General features: G+C 72.8%; 22 protein-coding genes. 13 read left to right on the top strand and 9 right to left on the bottom strand.

Annotated elements, in window-relative coordinates; all coding sequences use genetic code 11:
- Window positions 1-26 precede the first annotated feature (26 nt).
- Window positions 27-713, top strand: a complete 687-nt coding sequence (gene trhA / locus ACZ51I_RS15330; protein ID WP_468875755.1) for a PAQR family membrane homeostasis protein TrhA — start codon at window positions 27-29, stop codon at window positions 711-713.
- 17 nt (window positions 714-730) lie between these two features.
- Window positions 731-1,333, top strand: a complete 603-nt coding sequence (locus ACZ51I_RS15325; RefSeq protein ID WP_468875753.1) for a TetR/AcrR family transcriptional regulator — start codon at window positions 731-733, stop codon at window positions 1,331-1,333.
- Here the strand turns inward: ACZ51I_RS15325 and ACZ51I_RS15320 are convergent.
- Genes ACZ51I_RS15320 through ACZ51I_RS15310 form a run of 3 tightly spaced genes read right to left on the bottom strand, consistent with a single transcriptional unit; the run spans window position 1,319 to window position 3,534 of the window.
- Window positions 1,319-2,362 carry a glycoside hydrolase family 26 protein gene (locus tag ACZ51I_RS15320; protein WP_468875751.1) on the bottom strand — a complete coding sequence of 348 codons (1,044 nt, stop codon included), beginning with the start codon at window positions 2,360-2,362 and terminating at the stop codon, window positions 1,319-1,321. The two genes, ACZ51I_RS15325 and ACZ51I_RS15320, sit on opposite strands and share 15 nt — an antisense overlap.
- Window position 2,363: 1 nt before the next feature.
- On the bottom strand, window positions 2,364-3,008 hold the full coding sequence (locus ACZ51I_RS15315) for a vitamin K epoxide reductase family protein (RefSeq protein ID WP_468876823.1): 645 nt from the start codon (window positions 3,006-3,008) through the stop codon (window positions 2,364-2,366).
- Between the two features lie 22 nt (window positions 3,009-3,030).
- On the bottom strand, window positions 3,031-3,534 hold the full coding sequence (locus ACZ51I_RS15310) for a DUF5949 family protein (protein WP_468875749.1): 504 nt from the start codon (window positions 3,532-3,534) through the stop codon (window positions 3,031-3,033).
- Between the two features lie 172 nt (window positions 3,535-3,706).
- On the opposite strand from ACZ51I_RS15310, the gene ACZ51I_RS15305 reads away from it, so the two are divergent.
- Window positions 3,707-4,123, top strand: coding sequence for a tyrosinase family oxidase copper chaperone (locus tag ACZ51I_RS15305; protein ID WP_468875747.1), 417 nt, complete (start codon window positions 3,707-3,709; stop codon window positions 4,121-4,123).
- Entirely contained in the window at window positions 4,107-4,973 is an 867-nt protein-coding gene (locus tag ACZ51I_RS15300) for a tyrosinase family protein (protein WP_468875745.1), read from the top strand. Before ACZ51I_RS15305 ends, ACZ51I_RS15300 begins: the two co-directional genes overlap by 17 nt.
- A 78-nt stretch (window positions 4,974-5,051) precedes the next feature.
- Here the strand turns inward: ACZ51I_RS15300 and ACZ51I_RS15295 are convergent, their stop codons facing one another.
- The 3 genes from ACZ51I_RS15295 to ACZ51I_RS15285 form a co-directional block, all read right to left on the bottom strand.
- A complete protein-coding gene (locus ACZ51I_RS15295; protein ID WP_468875743.1) occupies window positions 5,052-5,342 on the bottom strand; it encodes a chaplin in 291 nt (96 codons plus the stop codon).
- Window positions 5,343-5,635: 293 nt separating this feature from the next.
- A complete protein-coding gene (locus ACZ51I_RS15290) occupies window positions 5,636-6,112 on the bottom strand; it encodes a hypothetical protein (protein ID WP_468875741.1) in 477 nt (158 codons plus the stop codon).
- Window positions 6,113-6,423: 311 nt separating this feature from the next.
- On the bottom strand, window positions 6,424-6,690 hold the full coding sequence (locus tag ACZ51I_RS15285) for a hypothetical protein (RefSeq protein WP_468875739.1): 267 nt from the start codon (window positions 6,688-6,690) through the stop codon (window positions 6,424-6,426).
- Between the two features lie 950 nt (window positions 6,691-7,640).
- On the opposite strand from ACZ51I_RS15285, the gene ACZ51I_RS15280 reads away from it, so the two are divergent.
- Genes ACZ51I_RS15280 through ACZ51I_RS15245 form a run of 8 tightly spaced genes read left to right on the top strand, consistent with a single transcriptional unit; the run spans window position 7,641 to window position 17,156 of the window.
- Entirely contained in the window at window positions 7,641-8,807 is a 1,167-nt protein-coding gene (locus ACZ51I_RS15280) for a glycosyltransferase family 4 protein (protein WP_468875737.1), read from the top strand.
- Window positions 8,804-10,261, top strand: a complete 1,458-nt coding sequence (locus ACZ51I_RS15275) for an exopolysaccharide biosynthesis polyprenyl glycosylphosphotransferase (protein ID WP_468875735.1) — start codon at window positions 8,804-8,806, stop codon at window positions 10,259-10,261. The genes ACZ51I_RS15280 and ACZ51I_RS15275 overlap by 4 nt, the downstream gene beginning before the upstream one ends.
- Before the next feature lie 2 nt (window positions 10,262-10,263).
- Complete coding sequence (locus ACZ51I_RS15270; protein ID WP_468875733.1) at window positions 10,264-11,595, top strand: O-antigen ligase family protein; 1,332 nt, start codon at window positions 10,264-10,266, stop codon at window positions 11,593-11,595.
- Window positions 11,596-11,629: 34 nt separating this feature from the next.
- Window positions 11,630-13,459 (top strand): lipid II flippase MurJ, encoded by a 1,830-nt coding sequence (locus ACZ51I_RS15265; protein WP_468876821.1) that lies wholly within the window; start codon window positions 11,630-11,632, stop codon window positions 13,457-13,459.
- Entirely contained in the window at window positions 13,428-14,156 is a 729-nt protein-coding gene (locus ACZ51I_RS15260; protein ID WP_468875731.1) for a polysaccharide deacetylase family protein, read from the top strand. Before ACZ51I_RS15265 ends, ACZ51I_RS15260 begins: the two co-directional genes overlap by 32 nt.
- A complete protein-coding gene (locus tag ACZ51I_RS15255; protein WP_468875729.1) occupies window positions 14,153-15,298 on the top strand; it encodes a glycosyltransferase in 1,146 nt (381 codons plus the stop codon). Before ACZ51I_RS15260 ends, ACZ51I_RS15255 begins: the two co-directional genes overlap by 4 nt.
- Window positions 15,295-16,011 (top strand): YveK family protein, encoded by a 717-nt coding sequence (locus ACZ51I_RS15250; protein WP_468875727.1) that lies wholly within the window; start codon window positions 15,295-15,297, stop codon window positions 16,009-16,011. The genes ACZ51I_RS15255 and ACZ51I_RS15250 overlap by 4 nt, the downstream gene beginning before the upstream one ends.
- Window positions 16,008-17,156 (top strand): GNAT family N-acetyltransferase, encoded by a 1,149-nt coding sequence (locus tag ACZ51I_RS15245; RefSeq protein ID WP_468875725.1) that lies wholly within the window; start codon window positions 16,008-16,010, stop codon window positions 17,154-17,156. Before ACZ51I_RS15250 ends, ACZ51I_RS15245 begins: the two co-directional genes overlap by 4 nt.
- Window positions 17,157-17,188: 32 nt before the next feature.
- Here the strand turns inward: ACZ51I_RS15245 and ACZ51I_RS15240 are convergent, their stop codons facing one another.
- Entirely contained in the window at window positions 17,189-18,622 is a 1,434-nt protein-coding gene (locus tag ACZ51I_RS15240) for a glycoside hydrolase family 26 protein (RefSeq protein ID WP_468875723.1), read from the bottom strand.
- A gap of 306 nt (window positions 18,623-18,928) precedes the next feature.
- Between ACZ51I_RS15240 and ACZ51I_RS15235 the strand changes: the two genes are divergently transcribed.
- Entirely contained in the window at window positions 18,929-20,386 is a 1,458-nt protein-coding gene (locus tag ACZ51I_RS15235; RefSeq protein ID WP_468875721.1) for a carboxylate--amine ligase, read from the top strand.
- A gap of 81 nt (window positions 20,387-20,467) precedes the next feature.
- Here the strand turns inward: ACZ51I_RS15235 and ACZ51I_RS15230 are convergent, their stop codons facing one another.
- Window positions 20,468-20,701 carry a chaplin gene (locus ACZ51I_RS15230; protein ID WP_468875719.1) on the bottom strand — a complete coding sequence of 78 codons (234 nt, stop codon included), beginning with the start codon at window positions 20,699-20,701 and terminating at the stop codon, window positions 20,468-20,470.
- Window positions 20,702-20,894: 193 nt separating this feature from the next.
- Window positions 20,895-21,098, bottom strand: coding sequence for a hypothetical protein (locus tag ACZ51I_RS15225; protein WP_468875717.1), 204 nt, complete (start codon window positions 21,096-21,098; stop codon window positions 20,895-20,897).
- Between the last annotated feature and the right edge of the window lie 69 nt (window positions 21,099-21,167).

Here is a 21,167-nt window from a genome sequence, read left to right as displayed (position 1 = left end):
GCGGGCGCGTAGCTAGGATTCCGTCCATGACTGCAGCCACGCCGGAAGTGCCCCCGACCGAGCGCGCCCTGCCGCTCCCGACGAAGCCCCGGCTCAGGGGATGGCTGCACGCGGGCATGTTCCCCGCCGTGGTCGTCGCGGGGCTCGTCCTCGTCGTCCTCGCCGACTCGCCCCCCGCGCGCATGGCCTGCGGCGTGTACGTCCTCACCGCCTGCCTGCTCTTCGGCATCAGCGCGCTCTACCACCGCGGCGACTGGGGCCCGCGCGGCGAGGCCGTGCTGCGGCGCCTCGACCACGCCAACATCTTCCTGATCATCGCCGGCACCTACACCCCGCTCACCCTGCTGCTGCTCCCCGACTCCACGGCGAAGCCGCTCATGTGGGCGGTCTGGGCGGCGGCGGCCGCCGGTATCGCCTTCCGCGTCTTCTGGGTCGGCGCCCCTCGCTGGCTGTACACCCCCTGCTACATCGCGATGGGCTGGGCCGCCGTCTTCTTCCTGCCCGACTTCATGCGCGCGGGCGGCGTCGCCGTCCTCGTCCTCGTCATCGTCGGCGGACTGCTCTACAGCGCGGGCGGCGTCGTCTACGGCATCAAGCGCCCGAACCCGTCCCCCCGCTGGTTCGGCTTCCACGAGGTCTTCCACTCCCTGACCCTCGCGGCCTTCGTCGCCCACTACGTCGGCATCTCGCTGGTGGCGTACCAGCACTCCTGACCTGGACGATGAGAACCATGCACGAACGCCCCGGCCTCCGCGAACGCAAGAAGGCGAAGACCCGCGCCGCGATCCGGAAGGCCACCTACCGACTCGCCGCCGCGCAGGGCTGGGACGCCACCACCACCGAACGGATCGCCGAGGCCGCCGAGGTCTCCCCCTCCACCGTCGTCCGCTACTTCCCGGTCCGGGAGGACATCCTCCTCACCGACGAGAACGACGACGTCCTCGAAGCCCGGATGCGCGCCCGCCCCGCCGCCGAGGAACCCCTCGAATCACTCCGCGCCGTCGTCCTCGAAGCCGTCCGCACCGCCCTCGCCGAGGAGCCCGAGGAGACCCTGCTGCGCGCCCGTCTCATGGTGGAGATCCCCGCCGTGCGCGCCCGGCTCACCGAGACCACCGCAGCGACCGGCCGCCGCCTCGCCCGCGCGATCGCCGACCGCACCGGCCGGGAGGCGGACGACCTGGAGGTGCGGATCTTCACGGCGGCGGCCCTCGGCGCGCTGCGCGAGACGACCGTGTACTGGGCGGAGCGCGGCCGCGCCGACGACCTGCCCGCCCTCCTGAACCGCACGGTCGACACCCTCAAGAGCGGCCTGACCCCCTCACCGCCGGCCTGACGCCCCCGGGGCCCCGCCCGGTCCCAGCGCGCCCCGGACGATCCGCGCCGACTCCGGATTGTCGGCGCACTCCCACACCCCGTGCGGGCAGTAGTCGGTGACGGTCTGGTACACCGGCCGGTGCGCCGCGAACCACTCCAGCATCCCCCGTACGTACGCCGGGTTGTCCCCGTTCCTGAAGAGCCCCCACTCCGGGTACGAGACGGGCTTGCCGTGCGCCGCCGCGAACCGCACCTGGTGCGCGAGCCCGTACTCCTCGTCGACCTGCTCCTCGAAGGAGCGCCCGGCGGGCTGGTCGTAGGCGTCCATGCCGATGATGTCGACGACGTCGTCGCCCGGGTAGCAGTGCGGCCAGGCGATCGCGTCGAGCCCCCGGCTGGGGGTGAAGTCGAAGCGGAACCGCTGCCCGGACACCCCCCGCAGCGTCCCCACCACCCGCCGCCAGTACGCCTTCCAGGCCGTCGGGTCCGGGCCGCAGCGATGGCTGTACGTGGTGCCGTTCATCTCCCAGCCCAGCACCAGGACCGCGTCTCCGAGCCCGTGCGCCACGAGCCGCTCCCCCAGGGTCCGGAAGTGGGCGTCGTACGCGCCGTCCGCGCCCCGCCGCAGCCCGGCCCGCACCTCGGCGTCCGGCAGCTCGGCCTCGTTCCGGTCGAGCAGCGGCACGTTCAGCACGAAGAGCCGCCCCGGGCGCTCGGCCTTCCAGCGCGCCCACGGCCCGAAGAGTGCCGGATGCCCCTCGATGTTGGACCAGCGGTCGCCCGGCAGGTAGGTGTGGCCGACGGTCAGGGAGTCACCGCCGAGCCAGGCCTGCACCTGGGCGATCCGGCGCACCCCGGCCTCGTCGGAGCCGGTGAAGAACCCGGAGGGGACGCCCGTCAGCGGCTCCGTCCCTGGCTCGGTCCGCTCCCCGGTGTGCCGACCGCCCGGCACGAACCGGTCGGGCACCAGGAGGAGGACGACAACGGCCGCGAGCAGCACGGTCAGTGCGGCCCGCGGCCAGGAGAACCAGCCGGGGAGTCGGCTCACGTCAGCTCGTCCAGAAGTCCCACCACCGGGTCAGGATCAGCATCCCGATGATCCCGATGTGAAGGACGGGCAGGGCGAAGGTGAACTCGCCGAGGAAGGTCCGCAGCCCCGCCGGGGCGGGCAGGATCCGCTCCCGGACGTTGTGCGCGGTGACGTACCAGAACATGAGGATGGTGGCCGTCCAGGCCAGGCAGCACCACAGGCAGAGCGCGTTGATCTCGTACAGCGACTGGTACATCAGCCAGGTGCAGAAGCCGACCCCGAAGAGCATCCCGGCGTTGAGGCCGAGCCAGAACCAGCCCCGGTAGCGGGCACCGGCGAGCAGCCCGGCACCGACGGCGACGACGACGGCGTACGTGACCAGCCCGAGCATCGGGTTCGGGAAGCCGAACACCGCCGCCTGCTCGCTCTTCATGATGTTGCCGCAGGACACGACCGGGTTCAGGCTGCACCCGGGCTGGAAGCTCGGGTCCTCGAGGAGCTTGAACTTGTCGAGTGTGATGACCCAGGCGGCGAGCGCCCCGGCCGCACCGGTGATCACCAGCGTCCAGGCGAGGGCCAGGCCCGCCCCGGCCGATCCGTGCGTCCCGTCGTCCCGCGCGGGCCCCCGCTGCCCCGGTACGCCCTGGACGTCCACCGTCGCCATGTCGCCGCCGCCCGTCACGCGCTCAGCCCTGCAGGCGCCGGATCGGCAGCACCACGTGCGCCCCGCCCGCCAGGGGATCCTCGCCGGAGAAGAAGGCGCGCAGCTGCTCCTCCGAGATCGGCTTGCTGGGCGCGGCCTCGGGCCAGGGGCGGACGGAGCAGACCAGGTAGGCGTGCCCGAGCTTGTGGGCGGCCGCCTCCCACTCCGCCGGCACCGAACACTGCACCTTGAGGAACGGCAGGGTGAGGACCGCCTGCTGAGCCTCGACGAGGAGGTGGGCATCGACACCGGACTCCTGGGACGCGTCGACCACCGGCCCGCCGACGGTCAGGCCCATGCCCTCCACGGCGGCCCGCATCGCTTCCGCACCCGCCTCGGGACCGTCACTCCCGTCGCCGAGCGAATAGACCATCAGATAGGCGGCGGCCGCCTTCTCCTCGGTGGGACCGGTGGTCCAGAAGACGGTCGCGAGGCTACCCAGAGGGGAGGCGCTGCGCGCCTCGGAAACGACATTCGAAGAAGTCATGGGTCCGGATGCTAGTGGTCGCACGCCCACCACCCCGCACCTCATTCACCCGATCGGCCGACATTCACCCGTCTGCGATTTCCACCACAACGCATCAGCGTTTTCCTCGTTGATCCCTCAGGGCATTTCCCTCCGCCTCTGGCGGGGCCTCCGGACCATCAGGAGATCATTCATGACCGTCCCGCGCCGCCTCGCACTGCGGTCCCTTTTCACCCTGGCCGTCGCCGCCTTCACCGGTGCCGCGCTCGACCGTATCGCCCTGACGCCCCGGGGCGGAGCGGCGGGCGGAGCGCCCGTCGCCGGCGCGCCGCCCGGCGAGACGTTCGACGAGATGTACCGGGGCCGCCGCATCCAGGGGCGGCCGACGTCCGCCGACGGGATCGAGGTCCTCGTCGACGACCGGCCGCTGCACCTGATGCGCTGTGCGGACGGCGGCTATCTCACCCCCATCGATCACTACCAGACGTATCCGACGCCGCTGGCGGCCACGCGCGCGGCTGTGGACGAGCTCGGGTCCGCGCCGCTGACCCGCTTCGCCGCCGCTCACGGCGTCCACCCGGGAGGGAGTCCGCGTGGCCTACACGCGTAAGAACCAGCGCGACTTGACCAGCGCCGAGCGGAAGAAGTTCATCGCCGCCGTCCTGGAGCTGAAGCGCAGCGGGAAGTACGACGACTTCGTCCGCACCCACATCGACTACTACACGTCCGACGGCGACGGCCGCCTGCGCGTGGCCCACATGGCACCCAGTTTCCTTCCGTGGCACCGCAAGTTCCTGCTGGAGTTCGAACGAGCGCTGCGCCGGATCGACCCGACGGTCACCGTGCCGTACTGGGACTGGACCCGCGACAACACCCCGGCCGCCTCCCTGTGGAACGACGACTTCATGGGCGGCAACGGCCGGCGCGGCGACCTCCAGGTGATGACCGGGCCCTTCGCCCACGCGGGCGGGCGCTGGACCATCACCCACGCGATGACCGAAACCGACTTTCTCACCAGGGACTTCGGGCGCCCCCGCGATCCGATCACGCTCCCCACCGCGGCGGAGGTCGCCGAGGTGATGCGCCAGACGGTGTACGACGCGGCGCCCTGGAACTCCACGAGCGCCTCCGGTTTCCGCAACCGCCTGGAGGGCTGGGCCCGGGGACGGGGCAACGAGCGCTTCCGGATCCACAACCGGGTGCACCGCTGGGTCGGCGGCCTGATGCTGGGCGGCGCCTCGGTCAACGACCCGGTCTTCTGGCTCCACCACTCCTTCGTCGACCTGCTCTGGTCACGCTGGCAGCAGCGCAACCCGCGCGCCGGCTACCTGCCGGCGCAGCCGCCGCCGCCAGGCGACTCCCAGTACGGCCGGATCGCGGCGCGCGACGAGCGGATGGGCCCGTGGGGCGTCACCCCGGCGCAGATGCTCGACCACAGCGCGATCTACCGGTACGTCTGAGGCGCCCGGCCGGGCGCCTCAGACAGGAAAGCGGCCCTCCGGCGGATGTGCCGGGGGGCCGCTCCGTGGGGCAGGGGATCAGCCGCCGTAGCCGCCGTCGTCGTGGCCGCGGTCGTGGCCGTGGTGACCGTCGACGTTCGCGCAGGTGTTGCCGAACGCCGGGTTCATCAGACCGATGGCGGTGACGGTGTTGCCGCACAGGTTGATCGGCACGTGGGCCGGGACCTGGATGACGTTGCCGGTGAGGATACCGGCGTTGGCGGCGGCGACGCCCTCGGCGCCCGAGTGGGCGACGGCCATGCCGGCTCCGCTGAGGGCAACGGCACCCGTGCCGGCGAGGACAGCGGCAGCCTTCGCGATGCGAGACATCAAGAACTCCTTGGACGTGGAAGGTCGACCGCGAGAATCACGGCCGCACGGTCCCGTACAACGCCGAAAAGGCGTGTGGGTAACGGCCTTTAGGCCGGATGGGACGAGATGAAGAGGTGATGGCCCGCAGACCGGTGATCCGTCCGCCGTCGGATACGACGGGCCGAACCTCCGCACCCGCGGGCCGCGGCCATGCGACAAGCCTCCTGTTGTAACGACCAACGACCCCTCGGGTAGCGGGGAAGAATCGTGTCTTCACCCGCCGGTCCATTGGTCGTACGAAGAAGCGCCTGTCAGGCCGTCGGCTGCGCCAGGCCCAGCTGGGGGCCCAGTACCCCGTTCGCCGCGGGGGTGTCGATGCCGGCGTCCGGCGTCGTCAGGTCCGGGATCCCGAACCTGTCGCCGCGCGGCAGGCCGACCGGGTTGCCGACCCCGGCCGCGGGGGTGGCCGTCTCCAGGGGCGAGGCCGGGCTGGTGAGCAGAGCCGTGCCCGGCCGGCTTCCCTCGACGACCTCGGGGAGGGGGGTGGCGAGGACGGTCTTCGGGAGGGTGGTGGAGAGCGGGACCTGCGGGACGGCGATGTCCGGCACGGTCTGCGAGCGCCCCTCGTGGAAGACGGTGGGGGCGCCCGGCGCGGGCAGCGGAACTCCGGTGGCCACGGTGGGCGCGTCCATCGGAATCGCCGGCTCCAAACCCTGGAGCGGGACGACGACCGGGGCCTCGGCAGCGGAAGCGGGGGCGGCCATGGCCGCGGAGGCGAGAGCCGTCATGAGGATTCCCATGCCGGCTTGTGATCGCAGGTTCATGACTGCGTGTGCCCTTCGGAGGGTGGTGATGGTGAGGTGGAGCTGTGTCCTGCGAACGCTCTCTCCGGCGAGAACGTAGCGAAATTTCGCCTGCGTGCAGCAACGCCGACGGTCCTCACCGCTGAGAGGGAGGGGCGGGCTGACTGGTGGTCAGGCCGAGGGGTCGGCGCAGGCGTCCGGAGCGTCCGGCACGACGGACGACCGCTCCACCGAGGATCGAGGAGGCGCTGACGGCGACGGCGCCCGTCAGCACGGCGGTGTCACGCTGTGACCCGTCAGCCGCCCAGCGGGAGGCCGCCCAGAAGCGACGCCGTCTTACCGGTCTCCTTCACCTGCCCGGCGACCTCGCCCACGGTCTTGACCGGGGAACCGTCCCTGGCGCTGCCCAGCGCGTCCGTCTCCAGGCCGTCGTGGGAGAGCGCGTCGATCCCCCCGTCCAGGCTGGTGGGAAGCTCCGCCGGCCCCATGGCCATGGCGGGCGCGGCGGCCCCCAGGGCCATGACGGAACCGGCGATGATCGCGGCGACCTTGATGGGCTTCATGGAGTGAGTCCTTCCTCTAAGCGTCGATGCGTCTGCTGCGCAGACAAGTCACCTTCCGCGCAGGGGAGTTGGTCGAGCCCCGCGCGTCCTGCCGCTTCTGTAACGAGGGGCACGGCCCGCGGAAACCCGGGGGGACGACACTGCACCCGAAGGAAGGGTCCAGTCCTATTTGCCGATCGGATACCCGAACGCCGTCACCCGGACGCCGGGGCCTGCGGTTATAGCTCTCCGCAACGGGAGAACTACTGAACGCCACGCATTCGTTCGGGTGAATCCACCTCTCCGATCTGCCACTCCCAGGCGCCTGCGCCGTTGCACCGGGCGGCGCACGAAGGTGCGTCCGAGCGAGCGGAAGGCCGGCGCGCCCACCCGGAGGGGCGACGCACCGGCCTTGGGGAGACCGCGATCCGCGGGGCGGGGGGATCAGACGTTGACACAGGCGGATGCCGAGGGGAAGCGCTCCTCGGTCGATCGCCGACCACCGGGGCCGGAAGGCCGGCGGTGCGACCGGATCGGCCCGGCTCCTTCGAGAACGCGGTTCACATTCTTCGGTTGCTCTCCCGAATGGGTGACGTTCAGCCTATCTATGGGCCATCAGAGGGGTATTCGCGCGAGCGAGCCGGGAATGACTCAACACGCCCGACGAGGAACCGGTCGCCCGGATACGAAAGTTAGTCTGGGTGAGCATCTCATGCTTACTATCGCCCGGAATCAGCGTTATAACGTTCCCCGACGTCGCTCATGGTCCAACCGCGCGGACACCCTTTTCGCACGGTCGAAAGCTTCCCCTTCCCCGATCTTCACGGGTGTTTCCTTGTTTCTCTCATCAAAGCGGAGAACCTGTATGCGGAATTCAGCGGTTCCTGCTGTGCGCCGCGGCGTGCCGCGTGCCCCGTCCGGCGCCACCCGGCACGGGGCGCTTCCCCTCCGCACGGACGCCGGACGCTGACATGCCGCCTCCACGAGAACCGGACTCCTCCCCCCTTTCCGTCCTGCACGCGGTCCAGCCCGGGGACGGTGGCGTCGCCCGTGTCGTCGCGGACCTGGTCCGCGACCAGCTCCGCGCCGGGATGCGCGTCACCGTCGCCTGCCCGCCCGGCACGACCCTCGCCGCGGCCGTCCGCGCCGAGGGGGCCGACGTGTACGCGTGGCGGGCCGGGCGCGACCCCGGCCCCCGGCTGGTCCGCGAGACGCTCGGCCTCGCCCGGCTGGTCCGCACCGCCCGCCCGGACCTGGTCCATGCCCACAGCGCCAAGGCGGGGCTGTGCGCCCGGCTGGCGCTGCGCGGTTCCCTGCCGACGGTGTACCAGCCGCACGCCTGGTCCTTCGAAGCGGTCGAAGGCACGGTCGCCGCGCTGGCCCGGCGCTGGGAACGCCGGGCGGCGCGCTGGACCCAGCGCATCATCTGCGTCAGCGAGGCCGAGCGCCGCACCGGCGAGGAGGCCGGCGTATGCGCCTCCTGGTCCGTCATCCACAACGGTGTGGACGTGGCCAGGTTCGCGGACGCCTCCGCCGACGCCGCCGCCCGCACCCTCGGGCCCGGCCGGTCCGGTGACGGACCCGTCGTCGTCTGCGTGGGCCGGCTCTGCCGGCAGAAGGGGCAGGACACCCTGCTCGCCGCCTGGCCCGCCGTCCTCGCCCAGGCCCCCACGGCCCGTCTCGTCCTGGTCGGCGACGGACCGGACGGCGAGCGACTGCGGGCGGCGGCTCCCCCGTCGGTGCGCTTCACCGGTGCCGTCGACGACACCACCCCTTGGTACCGGGCGGCCGACCTCGTCGTACTGCCGTCCCGTTGGGAGGGCATGGCCCTGGCGCCCCTTGAGGCGATGGCGAGCGGCCGTCCGGTGGTCGTCAGCGACGTGGACGGGGCGCGCGAGAGCCTGCCCCCGGGCCACGAAGCCCTGTGCCTGGTCCCGCCCGGGGACCCGGCCGCCCTCGCCGCCGCCGTCGGCCGCCTTCTCGGCCGGCCGGAGCTGCGGCGGTCGCTGGGCCGCCAGGCCCACGAACACGTACTCAGCAGATTCGATGTGCGGCGCACCGGCGCTGCCGTCGCGGACGTGTACCGCGACCTGGCCGGAGTGCGGTGCACCGAGCACAGGGAGCCGATTTCGCCGTGACCACGGAAAGCACCAGCGTCCCTCCCGCACCGGGCCCCTGGCCCCCGGCGAGCCGGGGCCACGCTCCCGGACTCGCCTCCCTCGCACCGCGGCGCGGCGCGGCGGACCGGCTCGCGCTGCCGCCGCGCCGGTCCGCCCGCACCCGGTTCGCCGCCGCCCCGTTGGTGGCGTCCGACGCTCTGGCCGTGCTGCTCGCGGCCGGTCCGCTCGCCGAGCCGCACCGCGCGGTCCGGCTGCTCCTGCTGGTCGTCGGGGTCGTGCTCGTACTCAACTGCCGTGCCGGACTGTACCGGCCCGGGCCCCTCGCCTCCGTCCTGGACGAGCTGCCCGCGCTGGCCGCCCGGGTGGGCGTCGCGTGGTGTGCCGCGGCCGCCGCGGTCGCCGCGTACACCCCGGCTCTCGCGATCGGTCCGGCCGCGCTCTGTTCCGCGTTCGCCACCCAGCTCGTCGCCGTGTCCCTGCTCCGCGGCGCGGTGCACGCCCGCAGGCGGCGGACGGCGCGGGTGCATCCGAGGTCCGCACTGGTCGTCGGCGGGCCGGCCGCCGCGCGGCGGTTCTCGGCCGCACTCGGGCAGCATCCGGAGTACGGGATCCGGCCCGTCGGGATCGTCGGCGCCCGGCAGAACGGCGACTCGCCGCAGCCTGCCGGGGAGATGGGGCTGCCGGTACTGACCACCACGGAGGAGATCCACCGCGCCGTCATCCAGAACACCGTCCTCGACGCGGTGTTCCTGACCGACGACCCGGAGCTGGTGATGCTCTTCCAGCACTACGGGTGCACCACCTGGCGGGTGGGCGAGCAGCGGCACGGCGGGCCGATGGGCGAGCACCTGTGGGGGTACGGCTGCCGTCGGCTGGTCCCGCCGGCCGAGCGGAGCGGGCTGACCGCGAAGCGCGTCCTCGACGTGGCCCTGGCCGGTCCGGCGCTGGTGCTCGCGCTGCCCGTGCTGCTGCTGTGCGCGGTGGCGGTACGGCTCTCGGACGGGCCCGGCGTGCTGTTCCGCCAGGAGCGGGTGGGGCAGCACGGGCGGCTGTTCACGCTGCTGAAGTTCCGTACGCTGCGCCCTGCCGACGAGGCCGAATCGGCGACGCGGTGGAACGTCGCCAACGACCGGCGGATGAGCGCGGTCGGCGGCTTCCTGCGGCGGACGTCGCTGGACGAGCTGCCGCAGCTGTGGAACGTACTGCGCGGGGACATGAGCCTGGTCGGCCCGAGGCCCGAACGCCCCTATTTCGTGGCCCAGTTCAGCAAGATCCACGCCGGGTACGCCGACCGCCACCGGATGCCGGTGGGGCTGACCGGTCTGGCGCAGGTGCACGGACTGCGCGGGGACACCTCGATCGAGGACCGCTGCCGGTTCGACAACCACTACATCGACCACTGGTCGTTCTGGCAGGACGTCCGCATTCTGCTGCGGACCGCGGCCGGCCTCGTCCGGCCCGCGGGGAGCTGATGATGACGACGGCCGTACCGGTATGCGTGCCGGCACCCGCGCCCGGGCCGGTGGCGGCAGGCCGGCAGACGCGCGACCGACTCCGGCGGGCGGGGACGCTGTCCCCGGTCCTCGCGGTGATCGCCCTGCTGCTCGTCCCGCCCCCGGGCGGCACGGACGGCACGGGTGGTTCGGGCACGCTCGCCGACGCGGCCTCGGGGCTGCTCGTGCTCATCTGCCTGGTACGGGTGGTACGCGGCGGGGCACGGCCGCTGACCCGGGGCGCGGCCGTCGTGCTCGGGCTGCCGGTCCTCGGGATCTGCCTGTCGGCGATCACGTCGAGCGACCCGGCCGCGAGCCTGCCGGGCGTCGCCCGTTACGTACAGGTCTTCGTGCTCGTCCCGGCAGCCGTGCTGCTGATGATCCGTGACCGGCGGGACTTCGCGCTCGTCGCGTGGGCGCTGGTCGCTCTGGCCCTGGTCCAGGGCGGGGTCGGCGTGGTCCAGTACCTGACCGGCACGGGCGCCTCGTACATGGGGGAGGACATCCGGGCGGTCGGGACGTTCGGCCCTACCGACGTGATGGGCATGGCGACGGTCGTGTCGTACGGACTCGTCGTCGTCACCGGGATCGCGCTGGGCGGCGGCGGCCGGACGCGGACGGCGGCGGTCGTCTGCGCCGGACTGCTGTGCGTGCCGCTGGTGGTGTCGTTCAGCCGGGGCGCGTGGATCGCGACGGTGCTGACGTGTGCGCTCCAGCTCGTGCTGTCGGGGATCCGCCGCGCCGGCCGGGTGACGCTGGTGGTGGGCGCGCTGGCCGTGGTCCTCGTCGGCGGTCTCGGCGTCGGGTCTTCCATGGTGGAGGAGCGGCTCGCCAGCATCACGCAGGTGACGGACGCACCGGACCAGTCGGTGACGGACCGTTACACGATGTGGGCGGCGGCGGGGCGGATGTGGCGTTCGGAGCCGGTGACGGGGGTGGGGCTGAAGGGCTTCCCGCAGTACCGCGACTCCCACGCCTCGCTGGCGCTGTCCTCGGGCAGCGACACGGCGGGAGCGGGCGCCGGCTTCCGGCGTCAGCCCCTGCTCTCCCCGCACAACATGTACCTGCTGGTGCTGAGCGAGCAGGGCCTTGTGGGGCTGCTGGCCCTGGCGGGCAGCTGGGTGGCACTGCTCGCGGGGGCGCTGTGGCGGCGCTCGCGGAGCACGGACTGTGCGCTGGTGGCGGTGGGCCTGCTGTCCTGGCAGCTCATCGACTTCTTCTACGCGGACATCGGCGGCCCCTCCACGGTCCTGATGTCGATCGTCCTCGGCCTGGCGGCCTGGTGGTCCCTGGCGGAGGTGAAGCGTGCGTGACCCCTGGGCCGGGGAGCCGCACCCGACGGACGGGGTGACGGTTCCGCCTCCGGTGCCGTCTCAGGCCCCGGCGCCTTCTCCGGCTCCGGGACCGCCCGGGGCCGACCGCGGAGGCCACCCGCCGGCCTCCTCATCACCGGCCCCCCGCGCGCGCTTCACCGGCGGCCGGGGGCGCCGGCGGCGCCGCCCGCAGGCGTCCTCCGGCCGGTTCCTCGCGCGGGCCGCCGCCGTGACCGCGGGGCTCACCGCGGCCGGCGCGGCGCTCGGGCTCGTGCGGGACCAGATCCTGGCTCGCTTCTTCGGCGCGGGCGCCGAGACGGACGCCTTCCTGGTGGCCTGGACGGTGCCGGAGTTCGCCTCGACGCTGCTCATCGAGGACGCGATGGCGCTGATCCTGGTGCCCGCGTTCAGTCGGGCCCTCGCACGGCGGAGCGGCGCCCTCGCCGGTGACCCCGTCCTCTCCCTCGTACGCTCCACCCTGCCCCGGCTCGCACTCACCGTGAGCGCCGTCGCCGGGCTTCTGGTCCTCACCGCGCCGCTCCTGGTCGCCGCCCTCGCGCCCGGTCTCGCCGACCCCCGGCTGGCCGTCGACTGCACCCGGCTGACCGCGACCTGCGTACTGACCTTCGCGCTCGCCGGCTACTGTTCCGCCGCGCTGCGCGCCCACGGCAGCTTCCTGCCGCCGGCCGCCATCTACGTCGCGTACAACATCGGCATCATCGGCACGGTCGTGGTGCTCCGCGAGCCCTTCGGCGTCCGGTCGGCGGCCGCCGGGGTCGCCGTCGGCGGTCTGCTGATGGTGCTGGTCCAATCCCCCTACTTGGTCCGGAAGTTGCGCCACCAGCCGGAGCCGATGGCGGCACCGGCGCCGAAGGACACCGCGGCGACGACGCTCTCCGGTGACGGACGGCTGCTCGCCCTCGGGCTCATCGCGCCCGTCATCGCCTTCACGCTCTTCCGCCAGTCCCAGGTCCTCGTCGAGCGGTTCCTCGCCTCACCCCTTCCAGCGGGCGCCATCTCGCATCTGAACTACGCGCAGAAGATCGCGCAGATGCCGATGATCCTCTCCCTGATGCTGTGCACGGTCAGCTTCCCCGTCGTCGCCCGCGCCATGGCCGCGGGCGACGCCGAGGGCGCCCGCCGGCGGGTCGAGCGCGACCTGCTGCTGGCCACCGTCGTCGTACTCGTCGGCGCATCGATCGTGATCGCCTCCGCTCCCCAGATCGTCGAAATCCTCTTCCAGCGCGGGGCGTTCGACCAGGCCGACACCGACGCCACCGCCGCCGTCATGCGCGTCTACGCCCTCGGGCTGCTCGGCCAGACCCTGGTCGGCACCCTCGTCCGCTGCTACTTCTCCGCCGCGCGACCGCTCTGGTACCCGGCCGCCGCCATGGCCACCGGGCTCGCCGTGACCGCCCTCGCCGGAATCCCCGGCGCCCGGCTCTGGGGCGCGGTCGGCATCGCCGCGGCCAACGCGCTGGGCATCACGCTCACCGCCGTCATGATGCTGCTCGGCGCCCGCCGCCAGTCCATCCCGGTCCGCATCCGCTACCTCGGCGAGGGGCTTCTGCGGCTGGCCACGGCCGCCGCCTGGGCCACCGCCGCCGGCTGGCTCTGCGCGGCCTTCGTGAGCCCGACGCTCCTCTCCCTCGCCGTCGCGAGCGTGGTCACCGCATCCGTCTTCCTGCTCGTCACCGCCTGCACGCCCCGCGCGCCCGAGATTCCCCCCCTCACCCCCGTCGCATCAAGAAGGCTCGCCCATGCCCGCTGCCTTGGCGCCCCGCACCGCCGCGATTCGTCGTCTGCTGCCGAAGCCGCCCCCCTGGGTGGTGATGTACCACTCGATCGCGGACACGCCGAGTGATCCGTACCGGGTCACCGTCTCCCCGGTGCGTTTCGCCAGGCAGCTGCACTGGCTGAGCGACCGGGGTCTGCGCGGTGTCTCGGTACGGGAGCTGCTCGCCGCCACAGCCGCGGGCCGCGCGAAGGGGCTGGTCGGACTCACCTTCGACGACGGGTACGCGGACTTCCTCGAATCGGCGGTGCCGCTGCTGCGCCACCACCGGTTCACGGCCACCGTCTACGTTCTGCCGGGCCGCCTCGGCGGCGCGAACACCTGGGACGGGGACGGCCCGCGCAAGCCGCTGCTGGACGAGGACGGCATCCTGCGCGCCGCCGAGGCCGGCATGGAGATCGGCTCCCACGGCCTGCGGCACGTCTCGCTGCCCGCCGCCGACGACGCGGCCCTCGCCGACGAGACCCGCCGCAGCCGCGCGCTCCTGGAGGACCTCACCGGGACGACCGTGGAAGGGTTCTGCTACCCGTACGGCCATGTCGACGCCCGCACGATCCGCGCCGTACGGGCCGCCGGCTACCGCCACGCCTGCGCCATCGACCCCGGACCGCTGACCAGCACGCACGCGCTGCCGCGCATCCACATCGACGAGCGGGACGCCGCCTGGCGTCTCACCGCCAAGCGTGTCCTGCACCCGCTGCGCCGCCGTCGCCCCGCCGATCTTCCGACCTTCTCGCAGCGGCTGGTCGGGGCGGACGCCTCATGAAGGTCCTGCACGTCATCACCGGTCTCGGCATCGGCGGCGCGGAACAGCAGCTGAGGCTGCTGCTGCGTCATCTGCCGGTCCGCGCCGAGGTCGTCACGCTCACCAACCCGGGCGCGGTCGCCCACGGCATCGAGGCCGACGGCACCCCCGTCACCCACCTCGGCATGACCGGCAACCGTGACCTCGGCGCGCTGCCCCGCCTCACCCGCCTGATCCGCAGGGGCCGGTACGACCTCGTCCACACCCATCTGTACCGGGCGAACCTGTACGGCAGACTCGCCGCCCGCGTCGCCGGGGTCCGTACGGTCCTGGCCACCGAGCACTCGCTGGGCGACACGCAGATCGAGGGCCGCCCGCTGTCCGCCGGTACCCGCGCCCTCTATCTGGCCGGCGAGCGCCTGGGCACCGCCACCGTCGCCGTCTCCCCCAGCGTCGCGCGCCGACTGGAGGAGTGGGGAGTGGCCCCGTCCCGTATCCGCGTCGTGCCCAACGGCATCGAGTCGGCCCGCTTCGGCTACACCGAGGACCGCCGACGGCTCGCCAGGACGCTGCTCGGTCTGCCCGAGGACGCGTTCGTCGTCGGCGGGGTGGGGCGACTCGCGCCCGCGAAACGATTCGACCTTCTCGTACGGGCCGTGGCGTCGGTGCCGGAGGCGCGGCTGCTCCTCGTCGGCGAGGGCGAGGAGCGCGCGCGGCTGACGGCGCTGGCCCGTGCGTGCGGGGCCGCCGACCGGGTGCTGTTCGCGGGAGCCTGCGAGGACCCGGCGCCGGAGGGAGCCGAGGGGCCCGGTCTGCCGTCGCTGCTCGCCGCGATGGACGTCTTCGTGTCCACCTCCCCCGACGAGTCGTTCGGCCTGGCGGTCGTCGAGGCCCTGGCCGCCGGACTGCCGGTGCTGTACGTGGCGTGCCCGGCGATCGACGACCTGCCGCCCGACGCGGCCCCGGGCGCCCGCCGGATCGGCGGGTCGGTCGTCGAGCTCGTCTCGGCGCTGCACGGTATCCGGGACGCCCGGCTCACCCGGCTCCCGGCTCCCCTCGCGGCGTCCCGTTACGACATCGCCCGGAGTGCGCGGCAGTTGATGTCCCTCTACGAACAGGCCGTTCACGGCACCCCTCTCCCCGCGAAGCGAGACACCCCATGAACCCCTCACGCTCCTCACGCTCGGCGAACTCTCCCGGCTCCGCGAACCCCGGCCCGCCGCCGTCGCGCCGTCTCCCCCTCCCGACGGCTCTGCGGACCCCGCGCCGCTGGTGGGCGCTGCCGGCCTCCGTGCTGGCGGGCGTCGTCCTCGGCGGCGGTTACGGAGCGCTGAAGACTCCGGAGTACGCGGCGACGAGCTACGTCATCGTGGTGCCGGCCGGGAAGTCGGACCCGGCCGCGGCCCTCGGCTTCGCCCAGGCGTACGGGCGGGTCGCCACCGACATCGCGGTGACCGGCGACGCCCAGGTGTGGGCCGGGGTCTCCGCACAGACCCTGCGTTCCAGCGTGCAGGCGGCCACCAGCCCGGACGCGCCGATGATCTCCATCACGGCACGGGCGGCCAAGCCGGCCGGGGCGGTGGCCATGGCCGACGGGGTGGCCCGCGCACTGATCCTCAACAGCTCGCACGTCGCGGGGAGCACGGGGGTGAAGGTGGTGCAGTTCTCCCGGGCGACCAAGCCCTCCGCGCCGGTCTCCCCGTCCGCGCCGCTCTCGGCGCTCGTCGGCGGCTGCGCGGGCGGTCTGCTGGGCGGTCTGGCGCTCCTGGTCCGACCGGGGCGCGCCACACGCGCCGAAGCGCGGCACTCGCGGCAGCCCGCCGCCGTACCCGCCCCGGCGGTCGCACAGCACCGGCCGGAACCGGAGACGGTGTGAGTACGGCGGGCGCGGGCGGCCTGCGGGCCGAGATCTGCCGGGACGACGCGGAGTTCGGCGGACTCGCGGACCGGTGGGGATCGCTGTACGCCCGCTGCTCGACGGCGACCCCGTTCCAGTCCCACGCGTGGCTGCACTCGTGGTGGGTGTCGTACGGCAGGCCCGGCGCGCTGCGCGTGGTGCTCGTACGACGGGAGGGCGGCGAACTGGTCGCGGCCGCGCCCCTGATGCGCGCCCGAGGCCCGCTGCCGGTCCTGACCCAGCTCGGCGGCGCGATCACGGACTTCACCGACGTCCTCCTGGACGACTCCCGCCCGGACGCGGTCCCCGCGCTGACCGGGGCGCTGGCCCGGGTGGCGCGCGGAGCGGTGATCGATCTGCGCGAGGTGCGGCCGGGGGCGGCGGCCGAGCAGGTCTTCGGCCACTGGCGCGGTCCCCGCAGGCGGCTCGCCGACTCCCTCTGTCTGGAGCTGCCGGCGGTCCCGATGGACGACCTGCTCCAGCGGATCCCGTCGGCCAAGGCCCAGCGGGTGCGGGCCAAGCTGCGCAAGCTCGACGCGCTCGGTATCGACGAGCGGGTCGTGACCGGCGCGGAGGTGCCGGCGGCGCTGGAACGGCTGCTGCGGCTCCACCAGCTCCAGTGGGAGGGCAGGGGGGTGACCGCCGAGCACACCAGCGACCGGTTCGCGCAGCATCTCGCGCGGGCGGTCCGGCCGATGGTCGAATGCGGGGACGCGCGGGTGACCGAGTTCCGGCTGGCCGGGGACGTGGTCGCGGCCGACCTCACCCTGATGTCACCGCGCCTGGCGGGCGGTTATCTGTACGGTGCGGATCCGGTGCTGCGGGCCCGGAAGGTCGATGTGGCGACGATGCTGCTGCGGCACGGGGCGCGCGAGACCAGCGCGAGCGGGCGCGCGACGCTGAGCATGCTGCGGGGCACGGAGCCGTACAAGCGGCACTGGCGTCCGGAGACCGTGCCGAACCAGCGGCTGATGCTGTCCGGCCGGGTCGCGGCTCCGTTGCTGTGGCTGCGGGCGGGCGCTGCGGACGGGCGGCGCCGGCTGGCGCGGTGGGCGCGCGAGCGGGCGTGGGTGGGGCGGGCGGTCGGACGCCTGCGCGGGCGGCCGGGCGGCGGCGGAGTGTGAACTCCTCCGCCGCCGCGGTGACCCTCGGCTGATCAGAAGGGCCAGGTCTCGCTGTCCATGATCTCCTCCCAGGGCTCGGTGGCGTCGACGTCGTTGATGTCGACGTCCCCGAGGATGTCGTCGATCGCGTCCTTCGAGCCGCCCTTGTCGATGCAGATCGGCCCGCCGATCCAGCTCTCCACCCAGGAGCCGAGGTTGATGCTCCAGCAGTCCTTCTCGGGCTTGGGCTCAGGCTTCGGCGGCACTTCGGGCTTGGGCGGGACCTCCGGCTTCGGCTCAGGCTTCGGCGGGACCTCGGGCTTCGGCTCAGGCTTCGGCGGGACCTCGGGCTTCGGCTCGGGCTTCGGCGGGACCTCCGGCTTCGGCTCAGGCTTCGGGGGAACCTCGGGCTTCGGCTCAGGCTTCGGCGGAACCTCCGGCTTCGGCTCAGGCTTCGGCGGGACCTCCGGCTTCGGGGGCACTTCCGGCTTCGGCGGAACCTCCGGCTTCGGAGGCACTTCCGGCTTCGGAGGCACTTCCGGCTTCGGCGGGACCTCGGGCTTCGGCGGAACCTCCGGCTTCGGGGGCACTTCCGGCTTCGGCGGCACCTCGGGCAGCTCCGGCACCTCGGGTTCGGCGCCGTACAGCATCTGCCGGAACACCTGCGACGCCTTCGGATTGTCGTCGCACTGCCAGACACCGTGCGGGCAGTAGTCGGTGATCGTGTGGTACAGCGGCTTGTGCTGCTTCATCCAGTCGATCATGCGCCGCATGTACTCGGCGTTGTCCCCGTTCCGGAAGAGCCCCCATTCCGGGTACGAGATCTGCTTTCCGTGCTCGGCCGCGAATTCCACCTGCTTGCGCAACCCGTACGGCTCATTGACGTGGCCGTCGAAACTGGACCCCGACGGCTGGTCGTAGGAGTCCATTCCGATGATGTCGACCACATCGTCACCCGGATAGCATTCCGTCCACGGAACGGCGTCCCTGCCCCGGCTCGGGCTGAAGTCGAAGCGGAACTCCTGGCCGGGGACGGAACGCATCGCGGTGACGATCCGGTTCCAGTACTTCTTCCACGCCGCCGGGTCCGGTGCGCACCGATGGGTGTACGTGGTGCCGTTCATCTCCCACCCGAGGACGATGACGGTGTCCTTCGCCTCCAGGTCGACCAGCCGTTCGGCCAGCGCCCTGAAGTGGTGGTCGTAGTACCCCGCGGCGCCGAGCCGGAGCTGCCTGCCGACCTCGTGGTCGGAGACCCTCGCCTCGTTGCGCTCCAGCATGGGCACGTTCAGGACGAACAGCCGGTCCTCCCGCTCGTTGCGCCAGTCCGCCCAGGCGTCCAGGAACCCCGGGGGCCCCTCGATGTTCGACCAGAGGTCGCCGGGGAGATACGTGTGCCCGACCCGCAGCTCCCTGCCGCCGAGCCACCGCTCCAGCTGAGCGATGCGGCTGACCCCGACGGGGCCCGATTCCAGGAACGCGCCCATCGCGCTGGACAGAGTCGGTTCGGGGGCCCCGGTCGTTAGGGGTTCGACGGCGTGAGCCGGAGAGGACAACACGACCGAACCCGAGGCGAGGAGGCCCGCACTGAACACCCCCCACCACGTTCTCGATACTTTCCGTCTGCCGATGGCCATGACTACTCCTACTCGTCCCGCGCCACTTGATGAGCCGTCAATCTGATGTTCAGAAAGTATTCCTAATAAGCCGACCGTGAACGCGCCGACAATCTGATCCGTAGTCCATTGGTGGCTTTCATCGCCCACTTGGGGCACCTGAGACGAGGACTTGCCGTGCCGAGTTTTGACACCAGCGTCCCCGCGCTCCTCGTACGGCTCGACCGGAACCCCTTTCATCACGGCACGCTCGGCGCCGCCCGGTCCCTGGGGCGGGCCGGCATTCCGGTCCACGCGGTGATCGCATCGCCCGCCGGCCCCGTCACCCGCTCGCGCTACGTCCGCCACGTCCGTCCGAGCCCCGACGCCCCTTCCCCCGCCGAGCTCGCCCGCCTTCTGCTGACCCTGCCCGAGGAGCTCTACGGTTCCGGTCCCGCGCTCCTGGTCCCCATGGACGACAGGACCGCGCTCGCGCTGGCCGAGCACCGCGCCGAACTCGCGGGCCGGTACCTGCTGCCCGACCAGACGCCCGAGCGGCTCGTGCGGGTGGCCGACAAGGCGGCCCTCGCCGAGACCTGCCGGGCCCTGGAGCTTCCCCACCCCCGAACCGAGATCCCCGCCGACGCCGACGAGGCGGCCACCATGGCGTGGTCGCTCGGGCTGCCGGTCGTCGCCAAGTGGAGCCGCCCCTGGCTGCTCCCGGCCGGAAGCCGGTTGCGCAGTACGTCGATCGTGCGTTCACTCGCCGAGGTGCGCGCGCTGTACGCGCGTACCCCACAGGCGGGCAGCCGGCTGCTGCTCCAGCGACTGCTGCCGGCGGGGCGGAACCTGGACTGGTTCTTCCACGGGTACGCGGACTCCACCGGCCGCTGTTCCGCCGCCGCGACCGGGCTCAAGGAGCGCTCGTGGCCGCACGGGGCCGGGCTCACGGCGGTCGGCCGGTGGACGCCGAATCCCACCGTCGAGCGCATCGCCCGCGAACTGCTCGCCGCGCTCGGTCACCGGGGCGTGGTCGACCTCGACTTCCGGCTCGACCGGTCGACGGACACGTACCACCTGATCGACTTCAACCCGCGCCCCGGCGCCCAGTTCCGGCTGTTCGCGGACCGCGACGGACTCGACGTCGTCCGCGCGATGCATCTGGATCTGACCGGGCGCCGGGTCCCGTCCCTCTCCCCCGCGTTCGGGCGGCGCTACGTGGTGGAGAACTACGCGGCGGTGGCCCTGTTCACCTCCCCGCGCCGCCGCCCCGACGCCGAACGTGGCATCGAGGGCGGTGGGCGGTACGGCGTCGAAGGCGGTACGGAGACGGACGCGGTACCGGTCGCGGAGCCCGGCAACCCGACGCGGCGCGTCGAGACGGCCTGGTTCGCCGCCGACGACCCCGCGCCCGGCCTGGCCATGACCTGGGCCTGGATCCGCCACGCCCTGCGCAAGGGACTCCCGGCGCTCCGTCACCCCGGCCGGTCCGAAGACCTCCGGCCCGCCACCGGCCCCGCGACCGCACCGCCGTCCCCGCCGGCGGCCCGTACCCACCTCCGGGGAGACGTGCCGCGCGACGAAACCGGCGGCGCCGCGCTGACCGAGGAACGTGCGGGCCGTGTCCGGACGCCCGGCGTCGTGACGGAGGCATGACGAAGGGCCGGGCCCGGCAGGCGTGATGGGCGCCTTTCGGGTCCGGCCCCTCAGGTCGCGCCCCCGCGAGGGGCAGGGGCGTCAGGCGTTGACGCAGACGTTGCCGAAGGTCGGGTTCAGCAGGCCGATGACGCTGACGGAGTTGCCACAGACGTTGAACGGCGCGTGGATCGGAACCTGGACGACGTTCCCGGAAAGGATGCCCGCCGCACCGACGGCCGCGCCCTGCGCCTCCGCGTCCGCGAAGGCGGGCGACGCCGCACCCATGGTCATGATGATTCCGGCGACGACGGCCGCAGCCTTCTTGCACTTCATTTCGTCTGGATCCTTTCTGCGGCGGAAGACTGTTCACGGATTTCGTGATCACGCGGGGCCGCGTATTTCCGGTCCCCGGCTTCCGCGGCTCACCTCGCCGGGCATCCTGCCCTGGAAGGAGACCGAGCAGATCATCGGACCGACGGCATTCACTCCATCGCATTCACCGAATTGCGCCGGACGCCGTTCCGGCTCAGCGCGGCCAGATCGGGGTCCTGATCAGCCGCTCCCACTCGTGATCGGGGACGCCCGGCACCGTACGGCCCGCCCGCGACCAGTGCTGCACCAGCGAGGAGTACAGGGGGAACGGGTCTCGGTCGGCGGGCGGCGGGTCCCTCACATAACGGCTCTTCGGAATGAAGGCCATCCGCTCCCATTTCCCGGGATCGGGCGCCATCTTCCCCTCCCATCCGGTGTGGTTCCCGCATCATTCCACAGACACCCCAGGGGAGTGATGAGATCGGTC

The sequence above is a fragment of the Streptomyces sp. NPDC034084 genome (assembly GCF_055575535.1).
The sequence above is the reverse complement of the archived record's forward strand: the minus strand, read 5'-3'. Positions and strand labels throughout refer to the sequence as shown.

What these genes read in the sequence shown, in the direction of transcription:
- ACZ51I_RS15240 (WP_468875723.1), bottom strand. Translation starts at nt 18,622, where the DNA reads ATGGGCGCGTTCCTGGAATCGGGCCCCGTCGGGGTCAGCCGCATCGCT.
- ACZ51I_RS15295 (WP_468875743.1), bottom strand. Translation starts at nt 5,342, where the DNA reads ATGTCTCGCATCGCGAAGGCTGCCGCTGTCCTCGCCGGCACGGGTGCC.
- ACZ51I_RS15255 (WP_468875729.1), top strand. Translation starts at nt 14,153, where the DNA reads ATGAAGGTCCTGCACGTCATCACCGGTCTCGGCATCGGCGGCGCGGAA.
- ACZ51I_RS15310 (WP_468875749.1), bottom strand. Translation starts at nt 3,534, where the DNA reads ATGACTTCTTCGAATGTCGTTTCCGAGGCGCGCAGCGCCTCCCCTCTG.
- ACZ51I_RS15305 (WP_468875747.1), top strand. Translation starts at nt 3,707, where the DNA reads ATGACCGTCCCGCGCCGCCTCGCACTGCGGTCCCTTTTCACCCTGGCC.
- ACZ51I_RS15225 (WP_468875717.1), bottom strand. Translation starts at nt 21,098, where the DNA reads ATGGCGCCCGATCCCGGGAAATGGGAGCGGATGGCCTTCATTCCGAAG.
- ACZ51I_RS15315 (WP_468876823.1), bottom strand. Translation starts at nt 3,008, where the DNA reads ATGGCGACGGTGGACGTCCAGGGCGTACCGGGGCAGCGGGGGCCCGCG.
- ACZ51I_RS15250 (WP_468875727.1), top strand. Translation starts at nt 15,295, where the DNA reads ATGAACCCCTCACGCTCCTCACGCTCGGCGAACTCTCCCGGCTCCGCG.
- ACZ51I_RS15325 (WP_468875753.1), top strand. Translation starts at nt 731, where the DNA reads ATGCACGAACGCCCCGGCCTCCGCGAACGCAAGAAGGCGAAGACCCGC.
- ACZ51I_RS15280 (WP_468875737.1), top strand. Translation starts at nt 7,641, where the DNA reads ATGCCGCCTCCACGAGAACCGGACTCCTCCCCCCTTTCCGTCCTGCAC.
- ACZ51I_RS15260 (WP_468875731.1), top strand. Translation starts at nt 13,428, where the DNA reads ATGTACCACTCGATCGCGGACACGCCGAGTGATCCGTACCGGGTCACC.
- trhA (WP_468875755.1), top strand. Translation starts at nt 27, where the DNA reads ATGACTGCAGCCACGCCGGAAGTGCCCCCGACCGAGCGCGCCCTGCCG.
- ACZ51I_RS15290 (WP_468875741.1), bottom strand. Translation starts at nt 6,112, where the DNA reads ATGACGGCTCTCGCCTCCGCGGCCATGGCCGCCCCCGCTTCCGCTGCC.
- ACZ51I_RS15270 (WP_468875733.1), top strand. Translation starts at nt 10,264, where the DNA reads ATGACGACGGCCGTACCGGTATGCGTGCCGGCACCCGCGCCCGGGCCG.
- ACZ51I_RS15285 (WP_468875739.1), bottom strand. Translation starts at nt 6,690, where the DNA reads ATGAAGCCCATCAAGGTCGCCGCGATCATCGCCGGTTCCGTCATGGCC.
- ACZ51I_RS15230 (WP_468875719.1), bottom strand. Translation starts at nt 20,701, where the DNA reads ATGAAGTGCAAGAAGGCTGCGGCCGTCGTCGCCGGAATCATCATGACC.